The organism is Micromonospora humidisoli, assembly GCF_016900955.1.
Lineage (GTDB): Bacteria > Actinomycetota > Actinomycetes > Mycobacteriales > Micromonosporaceae > Micromonospora > Micromonospora wenchangensis.
Window position 1 is genome coordinate 854,223 of the sequence record NZ_JAFEUO010000002.1, and the last position, 19,884, is coordinate 874,106.

A 19,884-nucleotide genomic window follows, 5' to 3' on the forward strand; every position below is an offset into this window, starting at 1 on the left:
CCTCGTTCCTTGCTGACGGGCCCGGCCCGCCCCCTGACAGGGGGCGGGCCGGATGGGTCGTGACGGGTCGGGTCAGGGGCGGGGAAGGGCCGCGTCGATCAGCGCGGTCTGCTCCACCTCGTGCATCTTGGCCGAGCCGACCGCCGGTGCGGCGGCGGCGGGGCGGGAGATGCGGCGCAGCCGGACGTCGGCCAGGTGCTCCAGCAGGTTGAGCGCGACGAAGCTCCACGCCCCCTGGTTGGCCGGCTCCTCCTGAACCCAGGCGAAGTCCTCCGCGTTCGGGTACGCCGCCAGCGCGTCCCGGATCTCCTGCACCGGCAGCGGGTAGAGCTGCTCGATCCGGACGATCGCGGTGTCGGTGACGCCGCGTTCCTGCCGGGCGGAGAAGAGGTCGTAGTAGACCTTGCCCGAGCAGAGCAGCACCCGCTTGACCTGCTCCGGGGCCGGTGCGGCGGTGTCGGCCAGCACCGGGGCGAAGGTGCCGGTGGTGAAGTCCTCCACCGGGCTGACGCAGAGCTTGTGCCGCAGCAGCGACTTCGGCGTGAACACCACCAGCGGCTTGCGCTTGGGCGACAGGGCCTGGCGGCGCAGCAGGTGGAAGTAGTTCGCCGGGGTGGTCGGGATGGCCACCCGCATGTTGTCCTCGGCGCACATCTGCAGGAACCGCTCCGGGCGGCCGGAGGTGTGGTCCGGGCCCTGCCCCTCGTGCCCGTGCGGCAGCAGCAGGGTGACCGCGGAACGCTGGCCCCACTTCACCTCGCCGGAGGAGATGAACTCGTCGATCACCGACTGGGCGCCGTTGACGAAGTCGCCGAACTGGGCCTCCCAGGCGACCAGCGCGTTGACGTTCTCCACCGAGTAGCCGTACTCGAAGCCCATCGCGGCGTACTCGCTCAGCAGCGAGTCGTGCACGAAGAACCGGGACCGCTCGCCGTCGGCGGTGAGCGACTTGAGCGGCAGGTGGTCCTCGCCGGTCTTGGCGTCGACGATCGAGGCGTGCCGCTGGACGAAGGTGCCCCGGCGGGAGTCCTGGCCGGCGAGCCGGACGGTGATCCCGTCGTGCAGCAGCGCACCGAACGCGATGATCTCGCCGTACCCCCAGTCGATGTTGCCCTCGACGGACATCTTGGCCCGCCGGTCGAGCAACTGCTGGATCCGCTTGTGCGGGGTGAAGCCCTCGGGCAGGTTGACGTGCGCCTCGCCGATGGCCTTGATCACGGCGGCGTCCGTGGCGGTCTGCACCTGCGGCTCCGGCTCCTCCGCGCGGCTGGGCCGGCCGGCCTGGCGCGGGGTGGTGGCGGCGTCCCGGGTGGCCTTGAAGACCCGCTCCAGCTGCGCCTGGTAGTCGCGCAGCAGCTCCTCGGCGTCCTCGACGGTGATGTCGCCCCGGCCGATCAGCTCCTCGGTGTAGAGCTTGCGGACCGACCGCTTCGAGTCGATGATCTTGTACATCTGGGGGTTGGACATCGACGGGTCGTCGCCCTCGTTGTGCCCGCGCCGCCGGTAGCAGACCATGTCGATCACGACGTCCTTGTTGAACGCCTGCCGGTACTCGAAGGCCAGCCGGGCCACCCGGACCACGGTCTCCGGGTCGTCGCCGTTGACGTGGAAGATCGGTGCCTGGATCATCCGGGCCACGTCGGTGCTGTAGAGGCTGGAACGGCTGTACTCCGGGGCGGTGGTGAACCCGACCTGGTTGTTGACCACCACGTGCACGGTGCCGCCGGTGCGGTAACCGCGCAGCTGGGACAGGTTGAGCGTCTCGGCGACGACCCCCTGGCCGGCGAACGCGGCGTCACCGTGCACCGCCAGCGGCAGCACGGTGTAACCCTCCAGCTTGAGGTCGATCCGGTCCTGCTTGGCCCGGACGATGCCCTCCAGCACCGGGTCCACCGCCTCCAGGTGCGACGGGTTGGCCACCACCGACACCTTGACCGAGTGGTCGCCGTCCGGGGTGGTGAACTTGCCGTTCTGGCCCAGGTGGTACTTCACGTCGCCGGAGCCCTGGGTGGACCGCGGGTCGAGGTGCCCCTCGAACTCCGAGAAGATCTTCTCGTACGGCTTGCCGACGATGTTGGCCAGCACGTTGAGCCGGCCCCGGTGCGCCATGCCGATGACGACCTCGTCCAGCCCGTCCTCGGCGGACGCCTCCAGCACCTCGCCGAGCAGTGGGATCAGCGACTCGCCGCCCTCCAGCGAGAACCGCTTCTGGCCGACGTACTTGGTCTGCAGGAAGGTCTCGAACGCCTCGGCGGCGTTGAGCCGGTTGAGCACGTGCTTCTGCTCGTCGGCGGCCGGCTTCTCGTAGCGGCGCTCGATCCGCTCCTGGATCCAGCGGCGCTCCTCCGGGTCCTGGATGTGCATGTACTCGATGCCGAGCCGACGGCAGTACGAGTCACGCAGCACGCCGAGGATCTCGCGCAGCTTCATCCGCTGCTTGCCGGCGAAGCCGTTGACCGGGAAGGTGCGGTCGAGGTCCCACAGGGTCAGCCCGTGCTGGAGGACGTCCAGGTCGGGGTGCTTGCGGATGGTGAACTCCAGCGGGTCGGTGTCGGCCATCAGGTGGCCCCGGACCCGGTAGGCGTGGATCAGCTCGTGCACCCGCGCGGTCTTGTTGATCTGGCCTTCGGAGTCGACGGCCACGTCCCGCACCCAGCGCACCGGCTCGTACGGGATGCGCAGCGAGGTGAAGATCTCGTCGTAGAAGCCGCGCTCACCGAGCATCAGCTCGTGCATCACCTTGAGGAACTCGCCGGACTGCGCGCCCTGGATGATCCGGTGGTCGTACGTGCTGGTCAGCGTGATGATCTTGCTGACCGCCAGTTCGGCCAGGGTGGCCTCGCTCATCCCCTGGTACGGCGCGGGGTACTCCATCGCGCCGACCCCGATGATCGCGCTCTGCCCCTGCATCAGCCGGGGGATCGAGTGCACCGTGCCGATGCCGCCGGGGTTGGTCAGCGAGATCGTCGTGCCGGAGTGGTCCTCCATGGTCAGCTCGTTGCGACGGGCCCGCCGGACCACGTCCTCGTACGCCTGCCAGAACTGCCTGAAGTCCATCTGCTCGCAGCCCTTGATGGACGGCACCACCAGGTTGCGGGTGCCGTCGGGCTTGGTCAGGTCGATGGCGATGCCCAGGTTGACGTGCTCCGGGCGGACCATCGCCGGCTTGCCGTCGACCTCGGCGTACGAGTTGTTCAGCTCCGGGTGCTCGACCACGGCCCGGACCAGCGCGTACCCGATCAGGTGGGTGAAGCTGACCTTGCCGCCGCGCCCCCGGGCGAGGTGGTTGTTGATCACGATGCGGTTGTCGACCAGCAGCTTGGCCGGGACCGCGCGCACGCTGGTGGCGGTCGGCACGGACAGCGAGGCGTCCATGTTCTGCACGATCCGGGCGGCGACCCCGCGCAGCGGCGTGGTGCCGGCGGCGCTGGCCGTCGGCGCCTTCGTCGCGGCGGCCTTCTCGGTGGCCGCCGGCTTCGTGGCGGACCTGGTGGCGGGCTTCGCGGTGGCCGGCTTCGCCGCGGTGGCCGACTTGGCGCTGGTCGCCGGCTTCGCGGTGGTCGCCGACCTGGTGACGGTGGCCGGCTTCGTGGCGGGCGGCTCGGCGTCGGTCGTCGTCGCCTTCGCGGTGGACCCGGTCGCGGCGGGGGCGGCCGGCTCCTGCTGCCCGGCCCGGTCCGGCGTCGCGGCCCTGCCGTCAGCCGGGCGCGGGGTCGCCGTGCCGGGCGTGGGTCGGTAGTCGGCGAAGAAGTCGTGCCAGGCCGAGTCGACGCTCGACGGGTCGGCGAGGTAGCGCTGGTACATCTCCTCGACGATCCACTCGTTCGGGCCGAAACCCGCCAGTGGGTTCTCCTGCGAAGTCTGCTGGGTCGACACGGCCGGTAATCGCCTCTTTCACGCGGGTTTGTGTGTCACGCGGTGTCCGCCGTCGTCCGTACGTACGCGTGGACGGGAGACGGCTCCCAGGCTACGCCGTGCAAATACGATAGGCATTTCCACCTCCAAGGGGTGGGCGGTTTCACAGAAGATGTCGAAAGTCAATCAGCTCTTCGTGTTCCGCCGACTCCGTACCGGAGCGGGTGCCGGCGGAGCGTCGCCCCGGCCGGACCGCCCGGGAACGACGTCGGCCCGGCGCGACGGGTCGTCGCGCCGGGCCGGGCCGGAGAACCGGTCGGGTCAGGAGATGTCCCGTCGCCGCATGGTGAGCGTGCCGATCGCGCCGGCCACCACCGCGTAGCCGATGAGGACCACCGCACCCGCCCAGCGCGGCGGGTTGCCCGGGATCTCGGTACCGCTGACCATCAGCGACGACGCCAGCGAGGGCACCAGCACCTGGAGGTCGTTGATCCAGTCACCCCAGCGGGCGGCCAGGATGTTGATCGCGATGGCCGCGCCGACCGCCCCGCCCAGGTAGAGCAGGATGCCGGTGACCGTGGCGCCGATCTGGCTGCGGATCAGCACCCCGATCCCGACGCCGAGCACCGACCAGAGCAGGTACGCCAGGCCGTTGAGCGCGGTGGCCCGCCAGACCGCGCCGTTGCCGAGCTGCGAGCCCAGGTCGACGCTGTTCATCACCAGTGCCCCGAAGGCCAGGTTGAACATGGTGGTGACCAGCCAGAACAGCACGGCCAGCACGGCTGCAGCGGCCAGCTTGGCCAGCATCACCGCCGTGCGGTGCGGCACGGTGAGGAAGGTCGTGGTGACCGTCTGGTGGAAGAACTCGCTGGTCACCACGATGATGCCGAGCAGCATCACGATCATCAGACCGAAGAACTGCCCGTTGGTGTAGACGTTGGCGGCCAGGCTGTCCACCGACTGCGCGGCCTGGATCTGGTCGGCCTGCTCGGCCGGCACGTCGCCGAAGTTGTTGCTGGCCAGCGCGTCGGTCTGCAACCAGTTGATCAGGGCGGTGAGCGCCCACAGCGGCACCGTGATCAGCCCGAAGATCCACCAGGTGCTGGTGGTACGGATCTTCAACAGCTCGGATCGGACCAGGTTCATCGGATGCCCGCCTTCCCGGCCGTCAGCTCCAGGAACACCCGTTCCAGGTCGGGTCGTTCCGGGGTCAGTTCGTGCAGCTCGACCTTGGCGGCCAGCGCGACCCGCCCGATCACCGGCGCGTCCACCCCGCTGACCAGCAGGACGCCATGCTCGTCGGTCTCCACCGTCGCCGACTGCTCACGCAGCGCCACGGTCAGCTCCTCGGCCTGCGGGGTGCGCACCCGTACCCGGCCGCCCTGCGCCATCGAGCCGAGCACCTGCTCCACCGGCCCCTGCCGGATCAGCTTGCCCGCCGCGATGATCACCACGTCGTCGGCGAGGAGTTGCATCTCGGACAGCAGGTGGCTGGAGACCAGCACCGTGCGTCCCTCGTGGGCCAGCCCCTTGAGGAAGCCACGCATCCAGCGGATGCCCTCCGGGTCCAGACCGTTGGCCGGCTCGTCGAGGATCAGCACCTGGGGGTTGCCGAGCATCGCGGCGGCGATGCCGAGCCGCTGCTTCATGCCCAGCGAGTAGCCCTTGAACTTGCGCTTCGCCGCCGGGGTGAGCCCGACCAGGGCCAGCGCCTCGTCGGCCCGGCTGCGGGGCAGGCCGGCCGCCGCGCAGATCACCCGCAGATGGTTGATGCCGGTACGGCCCTTGTGCGCGCTGGACGCCTCCAGCACCGCGCCCACGTGCCGCAGCGGGTCGGTCAGGTCGGCGTACCGCCGGCCGCCGATGGTCGCCGTGCCACCGCTCGGGGTGACCAGGTTCAGCAGCATCCGCAGGGTGGTCGTCTTGCCTGCCCCGTTCGGGCCGAGGAAGCCGGTCACCCGACCGGACTCGACCGAGAAGGACAGGTTGTCGACGGCCCGTACGTTCTTGTACTGCTTGGTCAAACCGGACACGACGATCTGGCCGGTGCTGGGGCTCCACTGCCCGTCGGACATCGTTCTCCTCCCGTGCGGCGGCGCGCGGGGCACCGCGATCTGCGACGCCGTTGCGGAATGCGCCGCTGCCAGCCTTGCTGGTCAGGTCAAGCTACGCCATCAGTCCCGGTCGGTAGGTCATGCTCCGACTCAGGCAGGAGCGGGTCGTCCTCAGGGACGAGGCTCGGCAGGCAGCGCGACCCAGGTGGCGCGGGCCCGGGCCAGCAGCCCACCGACGCCGTCGTAGAGGCTGGTACGCACCACCGCCAGGCGTCCCTCGACGGTGTCCACCGCCCCGGTGACCACGTACTCCCCGCCCGGCTCGGGCAGCGCGTCCAGCGTGACGGCGAGCCGGCCCAGCACGTACGGCCGGCCCGGGGCGATCACCGCCCAGCCCCCGGGACAGTCCAGCGCCGCCCACACCGTCGGCGCGGTCACCCGCGCGGGCGTCCGCCACGGCGCGGCGGTCCGGCCGTCGGGCAGCCGCCCGGGGTGGATCCGCAGGCCGTCCGGGTGCTCCGGGCCGCAGACGTAGCAGCCGGGGAAGGGGTGGTCCACCAGCCCCGGGTAGCCGGCCGAGGCGGCCCGTGCGGTCGCCGGATCCACCGGGGGCACCGGGGCGGGCGGAGTGCCGGCCGGGCGTACCTCGGCGACCAGCCGGCCGTCGGGGTCGAGCACGTCGCCGTCGGCGAGGGTGAGCGGGGTGTCCAGCGGCGGCGGACGACGCAACGTCACCTCGACCGGACCGTCCACGCCGTACGCCCCGGCGAAGATCCCCGCGCTCCAGCCGCCGTTGCCCGTGCCGGCCGGCCCCTGGTACCGCGCTTCGATGATCATCGCCCCTCCGCCGGTCGTCGGCCCGGACCGACCACCGGGCGCCCGCAGGCAGCCTCGCACGCGCCGGCCCTGCCACCCAACCGCCCCGCCGGCCCCGTAGGCCACCCCGGTCACACCGGGCCCGGTCCCGCCGGCAGGCGTTCACCGGATCGACACCCGTCCCCGGGAGCCCGGCAACCCGGGGCACCTACACAGGTCCCATGGCTGTTCTGCATGCCGCTGGCGCACCCCTGACGACCAGTGGATACACCCTGCTGATCGCCGACGACCCGACCGAGGTCGCGGCCGCGCAACGCCTGCGCCACGAGGTGTTCGCCACCGAACTCGGCGCGACCCTGCGCCCGGGTGCCGCCGGGCTGGACACCGACGACCTCGACGTGCACTGCGACCACCTGATCGTCCGCGAGGAGCGCACCGGCGCGGTGGTCGGCACCTACCGGCTGCTGCCCCCCGGACGCACCGACCGCCGGTACGCCGCCGGCGAGTTCGACCTGACCCCGCTCGACCCGCTGCGCGACCTGCTGGTCGAGACCGGTCGTTCCTGCGTGCACCCGGAGCACCGCACCGGCGCGGTGCTCAACCTGATGTGGGCGGGACTGACCCGTTACCTGCACCTGCGCGGGGTGAACTGGCTGGGCGGCTGCGCCTCGGTGCCGGTCGGCGACGGGGGTCGTGCCGTCGCCGAGACGTGGGCGCTGGGCCGGGCGGGGCACCTCGCACCCCCGCTGATGCGGGTCCGCCCGCTGCGGCCGTGGTTCGCCGAGCCGGGCGCGGTGGCACCGGAGTCGGCCACCGGGGACCCCGCCGGGCGGGCGCTGATCCCTCCGCTGGTCCGCGGCTACCTGCGGCTCGGCGCGTGGATCGCCGGGGAACCGGCGTACGACCCGGACTTCCGCTGTGCCGACTTCTACCTGCTGTTCTCGTTGGACCGGATGAACCCGCGCTACCGCCGGCACTTCCTGGGCGGGCAGGCCCGGTGAGCGCCGAGTTGTGGCGACCGACCGCCGGCTGCGGGCCGGACTGCCTGCCGGGGGAGGGGCGGGCCGGGGCGTCGCCGGTGCGGCAGGTGGCCCGGCTGCTGGGCGTACTCGGGATGCTGCTGGCCGGGGCCGGCATGGCCGTACTGCTGCCGGTGCTGCCGGCGGCGCGGCGGGCGGCGGTGCTGCGGGCCTGGGCCCGGCGGACCGCCGGGGTGCTCGGGGTACGGCTGGTGGTGCGTGGGCGGCTGCCCCGACGACGGGCGCTGCTGGTCGCCAACCATGTCTCCTGGCTGGACGTGCTCGCGGTGCTGGCGGTCGCGCCGGCCCGGCTGCTGGCCAAGCGGGAGGTGCGGAACTGGCCGGTGCTGGGGCTGCTGGCGCGCGCCGGTGGCGCGGTCTTCGTCGACCGGTCGCGGCCCCGGGACCTGCCGGGCACGGTGGCCCGGCTCGCGGCCACCCTGCGCGCCGGTCACCCGGTCGCGGTCTTTCCCGAGGGTACGACCTGGTGCGGCGTCGTCCCGCCGGCCGGCTGTCGGCCCCGGCGGGGCTTCCGGCCGGCGGTCTTCCAGGCGGCGGTCGACGCCGGCGCCCCCGTCGTGCCGGTGCGGATCAGTTACCGCTCTGCTGCCACCGGGGCGACGACCACCACCGCCGCCTTCCTCGGCGACGAGACGCTGTGGCGCTCGGTACGCCGGGTGCTGGCCGCCCGCGACCTGGTCGTCGATGTCGCGGTGGCCGCCGCCCTGCACCCGGTCCCCGGCGCGGACCGCCGGGTGCTGGCCCGTGCCGCCGAGTCGGCAGTGCACCTGCTCCCGCCCCGCCCGGTCGTCAGCCGTCCCACCCTGGCTGCCGTCGGCCCGGTGGCCGTGCCCGGCCCGGTGGCCGCCGGGGCGGGGCTCGGCCTGGCCGCCTGAGGGACCGCCGGAGGCGGCCCTTCCCACTCCGTTACGCGAGGTGACCCCGACGGATCTACTTACCGAGGGAGGAAGGTATGACGCTGTGGCATAAATATGACGGACAGGAATACCCGTCGCCGGAGTGAAGCTCCCCCGCCGACTCCGGATCAGGCTGCCCGCAGAAACACGCAAGGGACCACCCGGCAGCGTGTCGGGAGGTCCCTTCGGCGTTGGTCGCGACAGTCTTGTTCTATCGCGATGTATCGCGTTATGCTTCCTCCGTGCAGTGGCGCGGCCGTCGGCCGTGGCCCCCGGAGGGAGACGTCATGGCCAGCTGGAAGCTCGACAGACCACAACGGATCGCCGTCGAGGGCCCGGTCACCCGGCTCGACGTACGCCTGATCACCGGGCGGCTCAACGTGGTCGGCACCGACGGCCCGGCCCGGGTCGACGTCACCCGGGTCAGCAGCCGGCCGGTCATCGTCGAGCACCGCGACGGCGTCCTGCGGATCGGGCACGAGCGGCCACCCCGCCGGCCCGGGTTCCTCTGGTGGCTCGGTCAGCTCGGCCGCCGGTTCCGGGCCGAGGTGTCCATCGCCGTCCCCACCGGGACCCTGGCCGACCTGCACCTGGTCGACGGCACGCTGGTCGCCTCCGGGCTGTCCCACGACACCACGGTGGACGTCACCTCCGGGCAGATCACCCTGATGGGCCTGGCCGGGCGCACCGACGCGCGGATCGTCTCCGGCCCGGTCGAGGCGCTCGGCGTCACCGGCGACCTCCTGCTGAACACGGTCTCCGGCGAGGTGACCCTCGCCGACAGCGCGGCCGGCCGGGTGCACGCCACCACCGTCTCCGGAGCGATCACCTGCGACCTGGACAATCCCCGGCACAGCGACATCCGGCTCACCACCATCTCCGGGCCGATCACCGTACGGGTCCGCGAGGACAGCGACCTCGCCGTCCACCTGCACACCACCTCGGGCCGGATCACCAGCGGTTTCCCCCAGGTCAGTGGCGGGGTCGGCGTCGGACCGGTCAAGGACAGCCACGGAGTGCTCGGCGCGGGCGCGGGTAAGCTCTGGGTGTCCGCGACCTCCGGCAGCATCGCGCTGCTCGCCCGGCCGGTGGACGCCGACCAGGAGGAGCTGCCGTGACCGCCGTGTTCAGTCACGGGCGGCTGCGGCTCTACCTGCTCCGGCTGCTCGACGACGGCCCCAAGCACGGCTACGAGCTGATCCGGCTGCTGGAGGAGCGCTTCCTCGGCCTGTACGCCCCCAGCGCCGGCACCATCTACCCCCGGCTGCAACGGCTGGAGGCCGACGGGCTGGTCACCCACACCGCCGCCGGTGGCCGCAAGGTCTACGAGATCACCGAGGGGGGCCGGGCCGAGCTGCGGCAGCGTGCCGACGAGCTGACCGCCCTGGAATCCGACATCTCGGCCTCGGTGCAGGATCTCTCCGCGCTGGCCGGGGAGATCCAGACCGAGGTACGCGGCTCGGTGCGTGACCTCAAACGGGAGCTGCGCGAGGCCACCCGGCAGACCCGGCAGACCCGCTGGGACCGTCCGGCCGCCTCCGGCCCGCCCGGCCCGGCGACCCCCACCACCGGCGGCCCGCCCCTGCTGGCCGAGTTCGACAAGCGGCTGGCCGAGTTCACCGTCGAGGTCGGGGCCCTGGTCCGGGCCGGCCGGCTCAGCGACACCCAGCTGCGCACGGCGATCCGGGTGCTCGACGGTGCGTTGGACGGGTTGCGTCGGCTGCTGCGGTGACGGCCACCGCCGGGCACCGACCGTCACCCCGGCCGGCGTGGACGGCTTCACAGGTTTTTTGCAGGAACCGTCCAGCGCCGGCGCAGCGACGTCACGGATGATGGCCAGCATGGCCGCTACCCAGACCGAGGCGCGACTGCTCGTCGTCGAGGACGACCCCAACATCCTCGAACTGCTCTCCGCCAGCCTCCGCTTCGCGGGGTTCGACGTGGCGACCGCCACCAGTGGCAGCGCGGCCCTGAACGCGGCCAAGGACCACCGTCCCGACCTGGTGGTGCTCGACGTGATGCTGCCCGACCTGGACGGCTTCGAGGTCATCCGGATGCTGCGCGAGGGCGGCACGCGTACCCCGGTGGTGTTCCTGACCGCCCGGGACGCCACCGACGACAAGATCCGTGGGCTCACCCTGGGCGGCGACGACTACGTCACCAAGCCGTTCAGCCTGGAGGAGCTGACCGCCCGGATCCGGGCGGTGCTGCGGCGTACGGCCACCGGCGAGCACGCCCCCTCCCGGCTCACCTTCGCCGACCTGGAGCTGGACGAGGAGACCCACGAGGTGCACCGGGCCGGCCAGCGGGTGCAGCTCTCGCCGACCGAGTTCAAGCTGCTGCGGTACCTGATGCTCAACGCCAACCGGGTGCTGTCCAAGGCGCAGATCCTCGACCACGTGTGGAACTACGACTTCCGGGGCGACGACAACATCGTCGAGTCCTACATCTCGTACCTGCGCCGCAAGGTCGACAACACCCAGCCCCGTCTGATCCACACCCTGCGCGGCGTGGGCTACGTCCTGCGCAAGCCGGCGGCGTGAGCCCGCTCGACGAGGCGAAGGGACGGATCCGGAGCGTTCCGCTACGGGTCAAGCTGGTCGCGGCGGTACTCACCCTGGTCGCCGTCGCCCTCGTGGTGATCAGCTCGCTCACCACGTACTTCCTGCGGGAGTACCTGATCGGGCAGGTCGACGGCGAGCTGCAGTCGGCCAGCGTCCAGGTCGGCCGGGCGCTGCCGGACCTGGAGAGCGGACGGGTCAAGGCCGCGCTGCCCACCGACTACGTCGTCGCGCTCGCCGACGAGGACACCTCCCGGTTCATCGGGTACGACCCGGCGCTCGAACCGGACGACCTTCCTCCGGTCCCGGCTGACCTGCCCGGTTTCCGGGCCGACGAGGGCGAACCGTTCACGGTCCGGTCCCAGGACGGCCGGGAACGGTGGCGGATGCTCTACCGGGAACTCTCCGACGGCCGGGTGCTCGCCGTCGGGCAGCACCTCACCGACGTCGACCTGGCCGTCAAGCGGTTGATCTGGATAGACATGCTGGTCGGCGGGGCGGTGCTGATCCTGCTCGCCTCGATCGGCGCGGCCATCGTGCGGACCAGCCTGAAACCGCTGGTGGAGATCGAACGGACGGCCGCCGCGATCGCCGGTGGTGACCTGACCCGCCGGGTGCCCGACCCCGAGGAGGGGCAGGAGTGCGCCACCTCCGAGCTGGGCCGGCTCTCCCGGGCGTTGAACGCGATGCTGGCTCAGATCGAGGCCGCCTTCACCGCCCGCGCCGCCTCGGAGATGGCGGCCCGTACGGCCGAGGCCGGCGCCCGGGACGCGGCGCACGCCGCGCTGGCGTCCGAGGCCCGCGCCCGGCGGTCGGAGGAGCGGATGCGGCAGTTCGTCGCGGACGCCTCGCACGAACTGCGTACCCCGCTGACCACCATCCGGGGCTTCGCCGAGCTGTACCGGCAGGGCGCGGCCCGCGCCCCCGAGCAGACCGCCGACCTGCTGCGCCGCATCGAGGACGAGGCGGCCCGGATGGGGCTGCTGGTGGAGGATCTGCTGCTGCTCGCCCGGCTGGACCGGGAACGCCCGCTGTCGCTGGCCCCGGTGGAGCTGCCGGTGCTCGCCTCCGAGGCGGTCGAGGCGGCCCGGGTGGTCGCCCCCGAACGGCACATCGAGCTGGAGATCACCCCGAACTCGGGCCCGCTGGTGGTGTACGCCGACGACGCCCGCCTGCGTCAGGTGATCGGCAACCTGATGACCAACGCGTTGACGCACACCCCGCCGGAGGCGTCGGTGACCCTGCGGTTGTGTTCCGAGGACGGGAACACGGCAGTGGTGGAAGTGGTGGACACCGGGCCGGGACTCGCCCCGGAGCAGGCCGAACGGGTCTTCGAACGGTTCTACCGCGCCGACGCGGCCCGGACCCGCCGGGCCAGCGGGATCACCAGCACCGGACTGGGCCTGGCCATCGTCGCGGCACTGGTCACCGCCCACCAGGGCACCGTCGAGGTGGACGAGACCCCGGGCGGCGGAGCCACCTTCCGGGTCCGGCTGCCCCTGCTGCCCGTGGTCGACGGCGACCCGGAGTAACCCTCACCGACCCCGTGGTGACTTTCAGAAAACTTCCAGGCGGGTTCCAGGTGGGTGACAGTGCGACGGGGAAAACTAGGGGGCATGACCGAGTTCGAGACCGACCCGCAGCGTCGGCCGGCTTCCTCCGACGCCGAGCCGTCGCACCCCTCCGCCGAGCCGTCCCGCGCCACGCGCGGCGAGTCCGACACCCCCAACACCCCCGGTCAGGCCGCCGGCACCGCGGGGGAGCCGGCCGGCACGGCCAACCCCGGACCGGCGTACGCGTCGCCCGCGTCGCCGTACGCGTCGCCCGCCGCCGGGTATCCGCAGTCCTCCCCGTACCCGTCCGGTGGCGGCGACCAGGCGTACCGGCCCGGCTATTCCGGGTCCTCCGGCTACCCGGGCCACGCCCCGGCGGGGCAGTACCCGTCGGCCGGCTACCAGCCCGGCCAGCAGCAGTCCGGGTGGGCCGGTGGCTACCCCGGCCAGCACCGTCCCGGCCAGCCGGGTGCGGCCACCCCGTCGGCCGGCTACCCCGGTCAGCCAGGTGTCGGCTACGGTCAGCCCGGCGCGGGCCAGCCGTCCGCCGGCTACCCGGGGCAGGGCGGTCCGCAGCACCCCGGCCAGCCGACCCCGTGGACGCCCACCCCGGCGCCGCAGGCCGGCAAGGTGGCCAAGTTCGTCGGCGCCGGGGTGGCGGTCTTCGCGCTGATGCTCGGCTCCGGCGTGGCCGGTGGCGCGCTCGCCCTGGCGGTCGACGGCGACCGGGGCGGCATCACCCGCAACTACTCGGCCGCGCCGGTGATCAACAGCGCCGACCTGCCGAAGATCGCGGCGTCGGTGCAGGACAGCGTGGTCTCGATCATCACCGACAACGGTGAGGGGTCGGGTGTGATCCTCAGCGCCGACGGCTTCGTGCTGACCAACAACCACGTGGTCGCGTCCGCCTCCGGCAAGACCGTCCGGGTGGTTTTCGCCAACGGCAAGTCCGCCCCCGCCGAGATCCGCGGCACGGACCCGAAGACCGACCTCGCGGTGGTCCAGACCAGCGGCCTGGACAACCTCAAGGCGGCGAAGTTCGGCGACAGCGACGCCATGCAGGTGGGCGACCAGGTGCTCGCCCTGGGCAGCCCGCTCGGCCTGCAGGGTTCGGTGACCGCCGGCATCCTCAGCGCCCGCGACCGCACCATCCAGGCCGGCAGCGGCGACGGCCCGCAGCAGTCTCCGCAGGGCGGTGCCAGCTCGATCTCCGGCCTGCTCCAGACCGACGCCCCGATCAACCCGGGTAACTCCGGCGGCGCGCTGGTCAACACCCGGGGCGAGGTGATCGGCATCAACACCGCCATCGCCACCGCCGGGCAGGGCAGCACCGGCAACATCGGGGTCGGCTTCGCCATCCCGAGCAACAAGGCCAAGGACGTCGCCGAGAAGCTCCAGCGTGGCGAGAAGATCAGCCACCCGTCCCTGGGGGTCAGCGTCAACGCGGCCGAGGACGGCGGGGCGCTGGTGGCCGCCGTCACCGGGGGCAGCGCCGCCGAGAAGGCCGGCATCCAGCGCGGCGACGTGATCACCAAGTTCGGCGACACGGTGATCAACGACTCCAACGATCTGGTCGGTGCGGTGCAGGCCGGCAAGGTCGGCGACCGGGTCCAGGTGACCTACAAGCGAAATGGTGCCGAGGCGACTGCAACCGTGACGCTCGCCGAGACGTCGTAACCAGATACCTGCCTCCTCCGGGCGGCGGGCGGCGGAGCCAAGGGGGTTGGCTCCACCGCCCGCCGCCGCACGCGCCCCGGACGGGCCCCACCCGGCCGGGGCGCGTTTGCGTGTCCGGCCAGGGGGAAATCGCCGCCGATCCCGCCGGACACGCCTGCCGGACCGGGACAACGGGGGAGGATTCGTGGCAGTGACCCACCGTCCGTCGGAACGTCCGCCGTCCGGGCCGCCACTGCGGGTCGCGATGCTCGTGCCACCCTGGCTGTCGGTGCCCCCACCGGGGTACGGCGGGCTGGAGCAGGTGGTGCACGGGCTGGTGGACGCGCTGGTCGGGCACGGCCACCGGGTGACCCTCTTCGGGGCCGGCCGGCAGCACGGCACCACCGCCGACTTCGTCTCCACGATCGACGAGTTGCAGTACGACCGGCTGGGTGAGTCGTTGCCGGAGCTGGCCCACCTGGCCCGGATCAACCGGCTGGTCTCCGCCGCCGACTTCGACGTCATCCACGACCACACCACGATCGGGCCGCTGGTGGCCGGCCGCCGCGCGGTGCCCACCGTGGCCACCGTGCACGGCAACCCGGTCGGCGAGTACGGGGCGGTGCTCGGCGACACCGACCACGGGGTGGGCCTGGTGGCCATCTCGCACGCCCAACGGCGGGCCAACCCCACCCTGCCCTGGGTGGGCACGGTGCACAACGCGCTGGACAGCCGGGACGTGCCGGTCAAGCGGGCGCCCGGCCGGGGTCCGGTGCTCTGGCTGGCCCGGTTCAGCCCGGACAAGGGCCCCGACACGGCGATCCGGGCCTGCCGGGCGGCCGGCCTCCCGCTCACCCTGGCCGGCAAGTGCAACGAGCCCGCCGAACGCCGGTACTTCGCCGAGGTGGTCCAGCCGATGCTCGGCCACGACGTCGACGTGGTGATGAACGCCGACCGGGAGGCGACGCTGCGGCTGCTGGTCGACGCCCGCTGCCTGATCATGCCGATCCAGTGGGAGGAGCCGTTCGGCATGGTGATGGTGGAGGCCATGGCGACCGGCACGCCGGTGGTGGCGCTGCGCCGGGGCGCGGTGCCCGAGGTGGTGGTGGACGGGGTGACCGGGCTGGTCCGCGACCACGCCCGGGAGTTGCCGGCGGCCCTGCGCGAGGTGGTCCGGCTCGACCCGGCGGCCTGCACCGCGCACGTGGCCGAGCACTTCTCCACCGGGCGGATGGCCCTCGGCTACGAGGCGGTCTACCGGTCCGTCGCGTTCGGCACCGCCCCGACCGTGCGCCGGCCCGTCGGGCTGCGTACCCGCTGACGGGCGCGCGACCCGACGGCGCGCAGGCTCAGACGGTGGTCGCGGCCAGGTCCCGCACGGCGGCGTCGAGCTGCCGGCCGTACGCCTGGGTGATGCCCCCCTCGTCGACGCGGCGGGTGACCTTCTCGCGGAGCGCGGTCACCTGCGCCGGCACGTCGGAGCTGCCCGCGGCGGCGGACCGGGTCAGGTTCGCCAGCACGTTGCGCAGGTCCAGACCGACGTCCTCGCGGACCTCGCCGGTGCGGACCCCGTCGTCGATCAGCCGGCGCAGCCGGTCGGCGGCCTCGGTCAACCCGCCGCCGCCCTGGCCCCCGTCCGGGGTGGTGGCCGGCGGACGCGACGGTGCGGGTGCGGTGGTGGCCCGTCGGGGCGCCGGTGGCGGGGTGGGGTCCGCCGCCGGTTGGGTACGCGACGGTGTCGGTTCGCCCGCCGGGGTCTCGGTCCGCCCGGCCACCGGCGGGGAGTGGGTGCCGGGTTCCAGCAGCGGGGCGAGCAGAAGGACCGCCGCCGCGGTCAGCACCACCAGCACCCCCACCGCCACCAGCGGGCGGCGCGACGGCGGCAGCAGCTCCGGTTCGGCGGCCGTGTCACCCGGACCGCCCGGGCCCGCGTGCCGGGCGTCCGGGGTACCGGTGCCCGTCGTCGCCCCGGCCCCGGCCGCACCACCGACCGCGGCCCGGCCGGCCGGCGCGCTGCCGTCACCGGGGCCCGCCGATCCGGCACCGCCCGCCGCTGCCGCACCGATGCCTGTTGCCGCGCCGGCGGCGGCCAGGCCGGTCCCGGCGACCGGCGCGGTGGGCCGGTCGCCCGGGGCGTCGGCCCCGGCGACGGCGGGCAGGGTGACAGTCGGGGAGAGCATCGTGGCGGCCTGCGGATCACCCGGCAGCAACTGGTCGCGCAGGGCGGTGGCGACCTGGTGCGCGGTCGGCCGTTCCTGCGGATCCCGGGCCAGGCAGCGCAGACAGACATCGACCACCACCGGGGGCAGCCCCGGTACGCCGTCCAGCACCGGCGGCCGCTCGTCGGCGATCGCCGCGGCGAGCTGCTCCCAGGTCTCCGCCAGGTACGGCGGCTGCCCGGTCAGCGTCTCGTAGAGCAGCACGCCGAGGGAGTAGACGTCGGTCGACGGCTGGGCCGGCGCACCGTCCAACCGTTCCGGCGCGACGTACGCCGGGGTGCCGAAGGTGCCGCCGTCCTCGTCGTCGTCGGGGGTGCCGACCTGGGTGGCGATGCCGAAGTCGAGCACCTTCGCGCCGACCCGGGTCATCATCACGTTCGCCGGGGTGATGTCCCGGTGCACGATGCCGAGCCGGTGCGCCGCCGCCAGCGCCTCGGCCACCTGGGCACCGATCTCGACCGCCTCCGGCCAGGGCAACGGCCCCTCGCTCAGCCGGTGCTCCAACTCCTCGCCGGTGAGCAGCTCCATCACCACGAACGAGGTGATCTCGCCGTCCGGGGCGAGCGCCTCGCCGTAGTCGTGCACCGCGGTCACGTGCGGGTGGACCAGCTGGGCGGCCGAGCGCGCCTCCTCGCGCACCATGTCCCGGAACCGGGCGTCGGCGGCCAGCGACGGCGCGAGCACCTTGACCGCGACGACCCGGTCGAGCACCTCGTCGCGGGCCCGCCAGATCACCGACATCCCGCCGGCCCCGATCCTGTCGAGGAGCCGGTACCTGCGGGCCAGCAACCTACCGGCGTTCAGGGCTGCCATCAGTGTTCGCACCTGCCTGGGGTTCGGGGTGGTGTCAGGTTGCGGGAATGTGTCCCCCCTGTCAACGGTTGTCCAGTTGCCCGATGACCCTCCGCAGTGGTGTGTTCGCCCACCGCCACCGGTGCCGGGGCGCGCGCGGCGGTGACCAGCGGCTGCGCCACGGTCACGGGCGGTGGCGTGCCAGGATGAACGGCATGAGTGGCGGTCCGGTGGCGTTCGTGCTCGGCGGCGGGGGAGTGCTCGGCGCGGTCGAGGTGGGGATGCTGCGTGCCCTGTTCCGGGCCCGGATCCGCCCCGACGTCGTGCTCGGCACCTCGATCGGCGCGGTCAACGGCGCGCTGGTCGCCGCCGACCCGTCCGAGGCGGTCACCGACCGGTTGGTCCGGCTCTGGGCCTCCCCGGAGGCGAGCGAGGTCTACGGCGACTCGGTCGCCCGGCAACTACGCCGGTTCGCCGCCCGTACCCACCTGCACTCGCCCCGGCCGCTGCGCAAGCTGCTGGAGGGGGAGTTGGGCGCGGACACCACCTTCGCCGACCTGAAGGTGCCGTTCCGCTGCTGCGCGGCCAACATCGAGCGGGCCGCCGAACACTGGTTCCACACCGGACCCCTGGTGTCGGCGGTGCTCGCCTCCGCCTCCGTGCCGGGGCTGCTGCCGCCGGCGCAGATCGACGGCCAGCACTACATAGACGGCGGGATCGTCAACTCGATCCCGATCGGCGAGGCGGTCGCCGTCGGCGCGACGCAGATCTTCGTCCTCCAGGTGGGGCGGATCGAACGGGAGCTGACGCCGCCCCGCCGGCCGTGGGAGATCGCCCAGGTCGCGTTCGAGATCGCCCGCCGGCACCGGTTCGCCCGGGAGATGGCCGCCCTGCCCGAGGGGGTACGGGTGCACGTGCTGCCGACCGGCGGGCTGGAACCGCGCGACGACAGCCCGTGGGCGTACCGGGACATGGCGGCGGTGGGGCGGCGGATCAGCCGCGCCTACACCGCCTCCCGGCACTATCTGGCGAGCCTGGACCGCTGATGCCGCTGCCCCCTCGGTGGGTACGCCGGCTGCTGTTCGCGCCCGGGGTGATCCTGCTCGCGGTCACGGTGCTGACCACGGTGCCGGTCTGGGCGCTGCTCGCGCTGGCCGCGTCGCCGTTCGTGCCGGGTCGGCTGCGTCCGCTGCGGCTGCTCTGGATCGGCTGCGTCTACCTGGTCTGGGACGCCGCCGCGCTGGTCGCCCTCTTCGTGCTCTGGCTGGCCTGCGGGTTCGGCAGGTGGAAGCGCACGCCTGCCTTCCAGCGGGCGCACTACGTGCTCGCCGGCTGGTTCCTGCGGGTGCTGTTCTGGCAGGCCCGGTGGACGCTGCGGCTGAGCATCGACGTGGTCGGCACCGACCCGGACACCGCCCTGCCGGGCCGGCCGGAACTGGTGCTCTGCCGGCACGCCGGCCCGGGTGACTCGTTCATCCTGATCCACTCCCTGGTCAACTGGTTCCAGCGGGAGCCCCGGATCGTGCTCAAGGAGGCGCTCCAGTGGGATCCGGCGATCGACGTGCTGCTCAACCGCCTGCCCAACCGGTTCATTGCCGCCGATGACGGAAAGGGGTCGGCGGTCCGGCAGATCGGTCACCTGGCCACCGGACTGGACGACGACGACGCCTTCGTGATCTTCCCGGAGGGCGGCAACTTCACCCCCGGCCGGCGGCTGCGGGCCATCGCCAAGCTGCGCGCGCTCGGTCTGGAACGGATGGCGGTCCGCGCCGAGCGGATGCAGCACGTGCTCGCCCCGCAGCCAGGCGGGGTGCTCGCCGCCCTGGACGCCGCCCCGGAGGCCGGCGTGATCTTCGTGGCGCACACCGGTCTGGACCGGATGCTGACCGTCGCCGACGTGTGGCGCGAACTGCCGATGGACAAACGAATCGTGATGCGGTTCTGGTCCGTGCCGCCAGAGGACGTCCCGACCGGCCGGCAGGAGCGGATCGACTGGCTGTTCGACTGGTGGGACCGGATCGACAGGTGGATCGCCGACAACCGGGACGGCGTGACGGCGGGGTGAACGCACCGTGACGGTCGACAGGTTCACCGCCATTCCCGCGTAAGGTGCGCAGGTGGACCAGATCTGCGTGGTGACGACGGTGGTGGACTCGCGCTCCGCCGCGGACCTGATGGCGGCCGCCGCGGTGGCCGGGCGACTGGCCGCCTGCGCCCAGGTCGGCGGTCAGGTCGACAGCACGTACTGGTGGCGGGCCGGGGTGGAGACCAGCACCGAATGGTCGGTGCAGTTCAAGACCGCCCCCGACCGGGCCGTGGCGCTGGTCGCCCAGATCCGGGCCAGCCATCCGTACGAGGTGCCCGAGATCCTGGTCACCCAGGCCCAGTGCGGCGACCCGGCGTACGCCGCCTGGGTGAACGAGAACACCCGTACCTAGGTAC

15 protein-coding genes and 2 pseudogenes are annotated in these 19,884 nt (G+C 73.0%); 12 read left to right on the forward strand and 5 right to left on the reverse strand.

Annotation, left to right across the window (positions count from 1 at the left end; all coding sequences use genetic code 11):
• Positions 1-72 precede the first annotated feature (72 nt).
• The 4 genes from JQN84_RS09355 to JQN84_RS09370 all read right to left on the reverse strand — a co-directional run bounded on the left by JQN84_RS09355 (position 73) and on the right by JQN84_RS09370 (position 6,746).
• Complete coding sequence (locus tag JQN84_RS09355) at positions 73-3,876, reverse strand: multifunctional oxoglutarate decarboxylase/oxoglutarate dehydrogenase thiamine pyrophosphate-binding subunit/dihydrolipoyllysine-residue succinyltransferase subunit (protein ID WP_204957937.1); 3,804 nt, start codon at positions 3,874-3,876, stop codon at positions 73-75.
• Positions 3,877-4,176: 300 nt separating this feature from the next.
• Positions 4,177-5,001, reverse strand: coding sequence for a DUF2705 family protein (locus tag JQN84_RS09360; protein WP_204957938.1), 825 nt, complete (start codon positions 4,999-5,001; stop codon positions 4,177-4,179).
• Positions 4,998-5,930, reverse strand: coding sequence for an ABC transporter ATP-binding protein (locus tag JQN84_RS09365; protein WP_204957939.1), 933 nt, complete (start codon positions 5,928-5,930; stop codon positions 4,998-5,000). The genes JQN84_RS09360 and JQN84_RS09365 overlap by 4 nt, the downstream gene beginning before the upstream one ends.
• A 150-nt stretch (positions 5,931-6,080) precedes the next feature.
• A complete protein-coding gene (locus tag JQN84_RS09370; protein WP_204957940.1) occupies positions 6,081-6,746 on the reverse strand; it encodes a hotdog fold domain-containing protein in 666 nt (221 codons plus the stop codon).
• Positions 6,747-6,946: 200 nt separating this feature from the next.
• Between JQN84_RS09370 and JQN84_RS09375 the strand changes: the two genes are divergently transcribed.
• From JQN84_RS09375 to JQN84_RS09410, 9 genes and pseudogenes are all read left to right on the forward strand, one after another.
• Positions 6,947-7,726 carry a GNAT family N-acetyltransferase gene (locus JQN84_RS09375; protein WP_204957941.1) on the forward strand — a complete coding sequence of 260 codons (780 nt, stop codon included), beginning with the start codon at positions 6,947-6,949 and terminating at the stop codon, positions 7,724-7,726.
• Positions 7,723-8,640, forward strand: a complete 918-nt coding sequence (locus JQN84_RS09380; RefSeq protein ID WP_204957942.1) for a lysophospholipid acyltransferase family protein — start codon at positions 7,723-7,725, stop codon at positions 8,638-8,640. Before JQN84_RS09375 ends, JQN84_RS09380 begins: the two co-directional genes overlap by 4 nt.
• 308 nt (positions 8,641-8,948) lie before the next feature.
• Complete coding sequence (locus JQN84_RS09385) at positions 8,949-9,779, forward strand: DUF4097 family beta strand repeat-containing protein (RefSeq protein WP_204957943.1); 831 nt, start codon at positions 8,949-8,951, stop codon at positions 9,777-9,779.
• Positions 9,776-10,393 carry a PadR family transcriptional regulator gene (locus tag JQN84_RS09390; RefSeq protein ID WP_204957944.1) on the forward strand — a complete coding sequence of 206 codons (618 nt, stop codon included), beginning with the start codon at positions 9,776-9,778 and terminating at the stop codon, positions 10,391-10,393. The genes JQN84_RS09385 and JQN84_RS09390 overlap by 4 nt, the downstream gene beginning before the upstream one ends.
• Before the next feature lie 109 nt (positions 10,394-10,502).
• On the forward strand, positions 10,503-11,204 hold the full coding sequence (locus JQN84_RS09395) for a response regulator transcription factor (RefSeq protein WP_204957945.1): 702 nt from the start codon (positions 10,503-10,505) through the stop codon (positions 11,202-11,204).
• Positions 11,201-11,366: pseudogene (locus JQN84_RS32545) on the forward strand (two-component sensor histidine kinase); the annotation flags it as partial. The gene JQN84_RS09395 and the pseudogene JQN84_RS32545, both read left to right, overlap by 4 nt.
• A 137-nt stretch (positions 11,367-11,503) precedes the next feature.
• Positions 11,504-12,754: pseudogene (locus JQN84_RS09400) on the forward strand (sensor histidine kinase); the annotation flags it as partial.
• Positions 12,755-12,838: 84 nt separating this feature from the next.
• Positions 12,839-14,452 carry a S1C family serine protease gene (locus tag JQN84_RS09405; RefSeq protein WP_204957947.1) on the forward strand — a complete coding sequence of 538 codons (1,614 nt, stop codon included), beginning with the start codon at positions 12,839-12,841 and terminating at the stop codon, positions 14,450-14,452.
• A 190-nt stretch (positions 14,453-14,642) separates the two neighbouring features.
• Positions 14,643-15,752, forward strand: a complete 1,110-nt coding sequence (locus tag JQN84_RS09410; protein WP_372445961.1) for a glycosyltransferase family 4 protein — start codon at positions 14,643-14,645, stop codon at positions 15,750-15,752.
• 28 nt (positions 15,753-15,780) lie between these two features.
• On the opposite strand, the gene JQN84_RS09415 is transcribed toward JQN84_RS09410, so the two are convergent.
• A complete protein-coding gene (locus tag JQN84_RS09415; RefSeq protein ID WP_204957948.1) occupies positions 15,781-17,463 on the reverse strand; it encodes a serine/threonine-protein kinase in 1,683 nt (560 codons plus the stop codon).
• A gap of 194 nt (positions 17,464-17,657) precedes the next feature.
• Here JQN84_RS09415 and JQN84_RS09420 point away from each other — a divergent pair, with 194 nt between their 5' ends.
• From JQN84_RS09420 to cutA, 3 genes are read left to right on the forward strand one after another with little or no spacing between them, the layout of a single operon-like run.
• Entirely contained in the window at positions 17,658-18,488 is an 831-nt protein-coding gene (locus JQN84_RS09420; RefSeq protein ID WP_088645980.1) for a patatin-like phospholipase family protein, read from the forward strand.
• On the forward strand, positions 18,488-19,507 hold the full coding sequence (locus JQN84_RS09425) for a 1-acyl-sn-glycerol-3-phosphate acyltransferase (protein ID WP_204957949.1): 1,020 nt from the start codon (positions 18,488-18,490) through the stop codon (positions 19,505-19,507). The genes JQN84_RS09420 and JQN84_RS09425 overlap by 1 nt, the downstream gene beginning before the upstream one ends.
• Before the next feature lie 52 nt (positions 19,508-19,559).
• The gene (cutA, locus tag JQN84_RS09430; protein ID WP_204957950.1) at positions 19,560-19,880 is read left to right on the forward strand and encodes a divalent-cation tolerance protein CutA; all 321 of its coding nucleotides are present in this window, start codon (positions 19,560-19,562) and stop codon (positions 19,878-19,880) included.
• Positions 19,881-19,884: the final 4 nt, after the last annotated feature.

Excerpts from the sequence above, each read along its gene's own strand:
- JQN84_RS09395 (WP_204957945.1), top strand. The coding sequence starts at position 10,503 with ATGGCCGCTACCCAGACCGAGGCGCGACTGCTCGTCGTCGAGGACGAC.
- JQN84_RS09420 (WP_088645980.1), top strand. The coding sequence starts at position 17,658 with ATGAGTGGCGGTCCGGTGGCGTTCGTGCTCGGCGGCGGGGGAGTGCTC.
- JQN84_RS09375 (WP_204957941.1), top strand. The coding sequence starts at position 6,947 with ATGGCTGTTCTGCATGCCGCTGGCGCACCCCTGACGACCAGTGGATAC.
- JQN84_RS09405 (WP_204957947.1), top strand. The coding sequence starts at position 12,839 with ATGACCGAGTTCGAGACCGACCCGCAGCGTCGGCCGGCTTCCTCCGAC.
- JQN84_RS09385 (WP_204957943.1), top strand. The coding sequence starts at position 8,949 with ATGGCCAGCTGGAAGCTCGACAGACCACAACGGATCGCCGTCGAGGGC.
- JQN84_RS09370 (WP_204957940.1), bottom strand. The coding sequence starts at position 6,746 with ATGATCATCGAAGCGCGGTACCAGGGGCCGGCCGGCACGGGCAACGGC.
- JQN84_RS09425 (WP_204957949.1), top strand. The coding sequence starts at position 18,488 with ATGCCGCTGCCCCCTCGGTGGGTACGCCGGCTGCTGTTCGCGCCCGGG.
- JQN84_RS09365 (WP_204957939.1), bottom strand. The coding sequence starts at position 5,930 with ATGTCCGACGGGCAGTGGAGCCCCAGCACCGGCCAGATCGTCGTGTCC.
- JQN84_RS09360 (WP_204957938.1), bottom strand. The coding sequence starts at position 5,001 with ATGAACCTGGTCCGATCCGAGCTGTTGAAGATCCGTACCACCAGCACC.
- JQN84_RS09415 (WP_204957948.1), bottom strand. The coding sequence starts at position 17,463 with ATGGCAGCCCTGAACGCCGGTAGGTTGCTGGCCCGCAGGTACCGGCTC.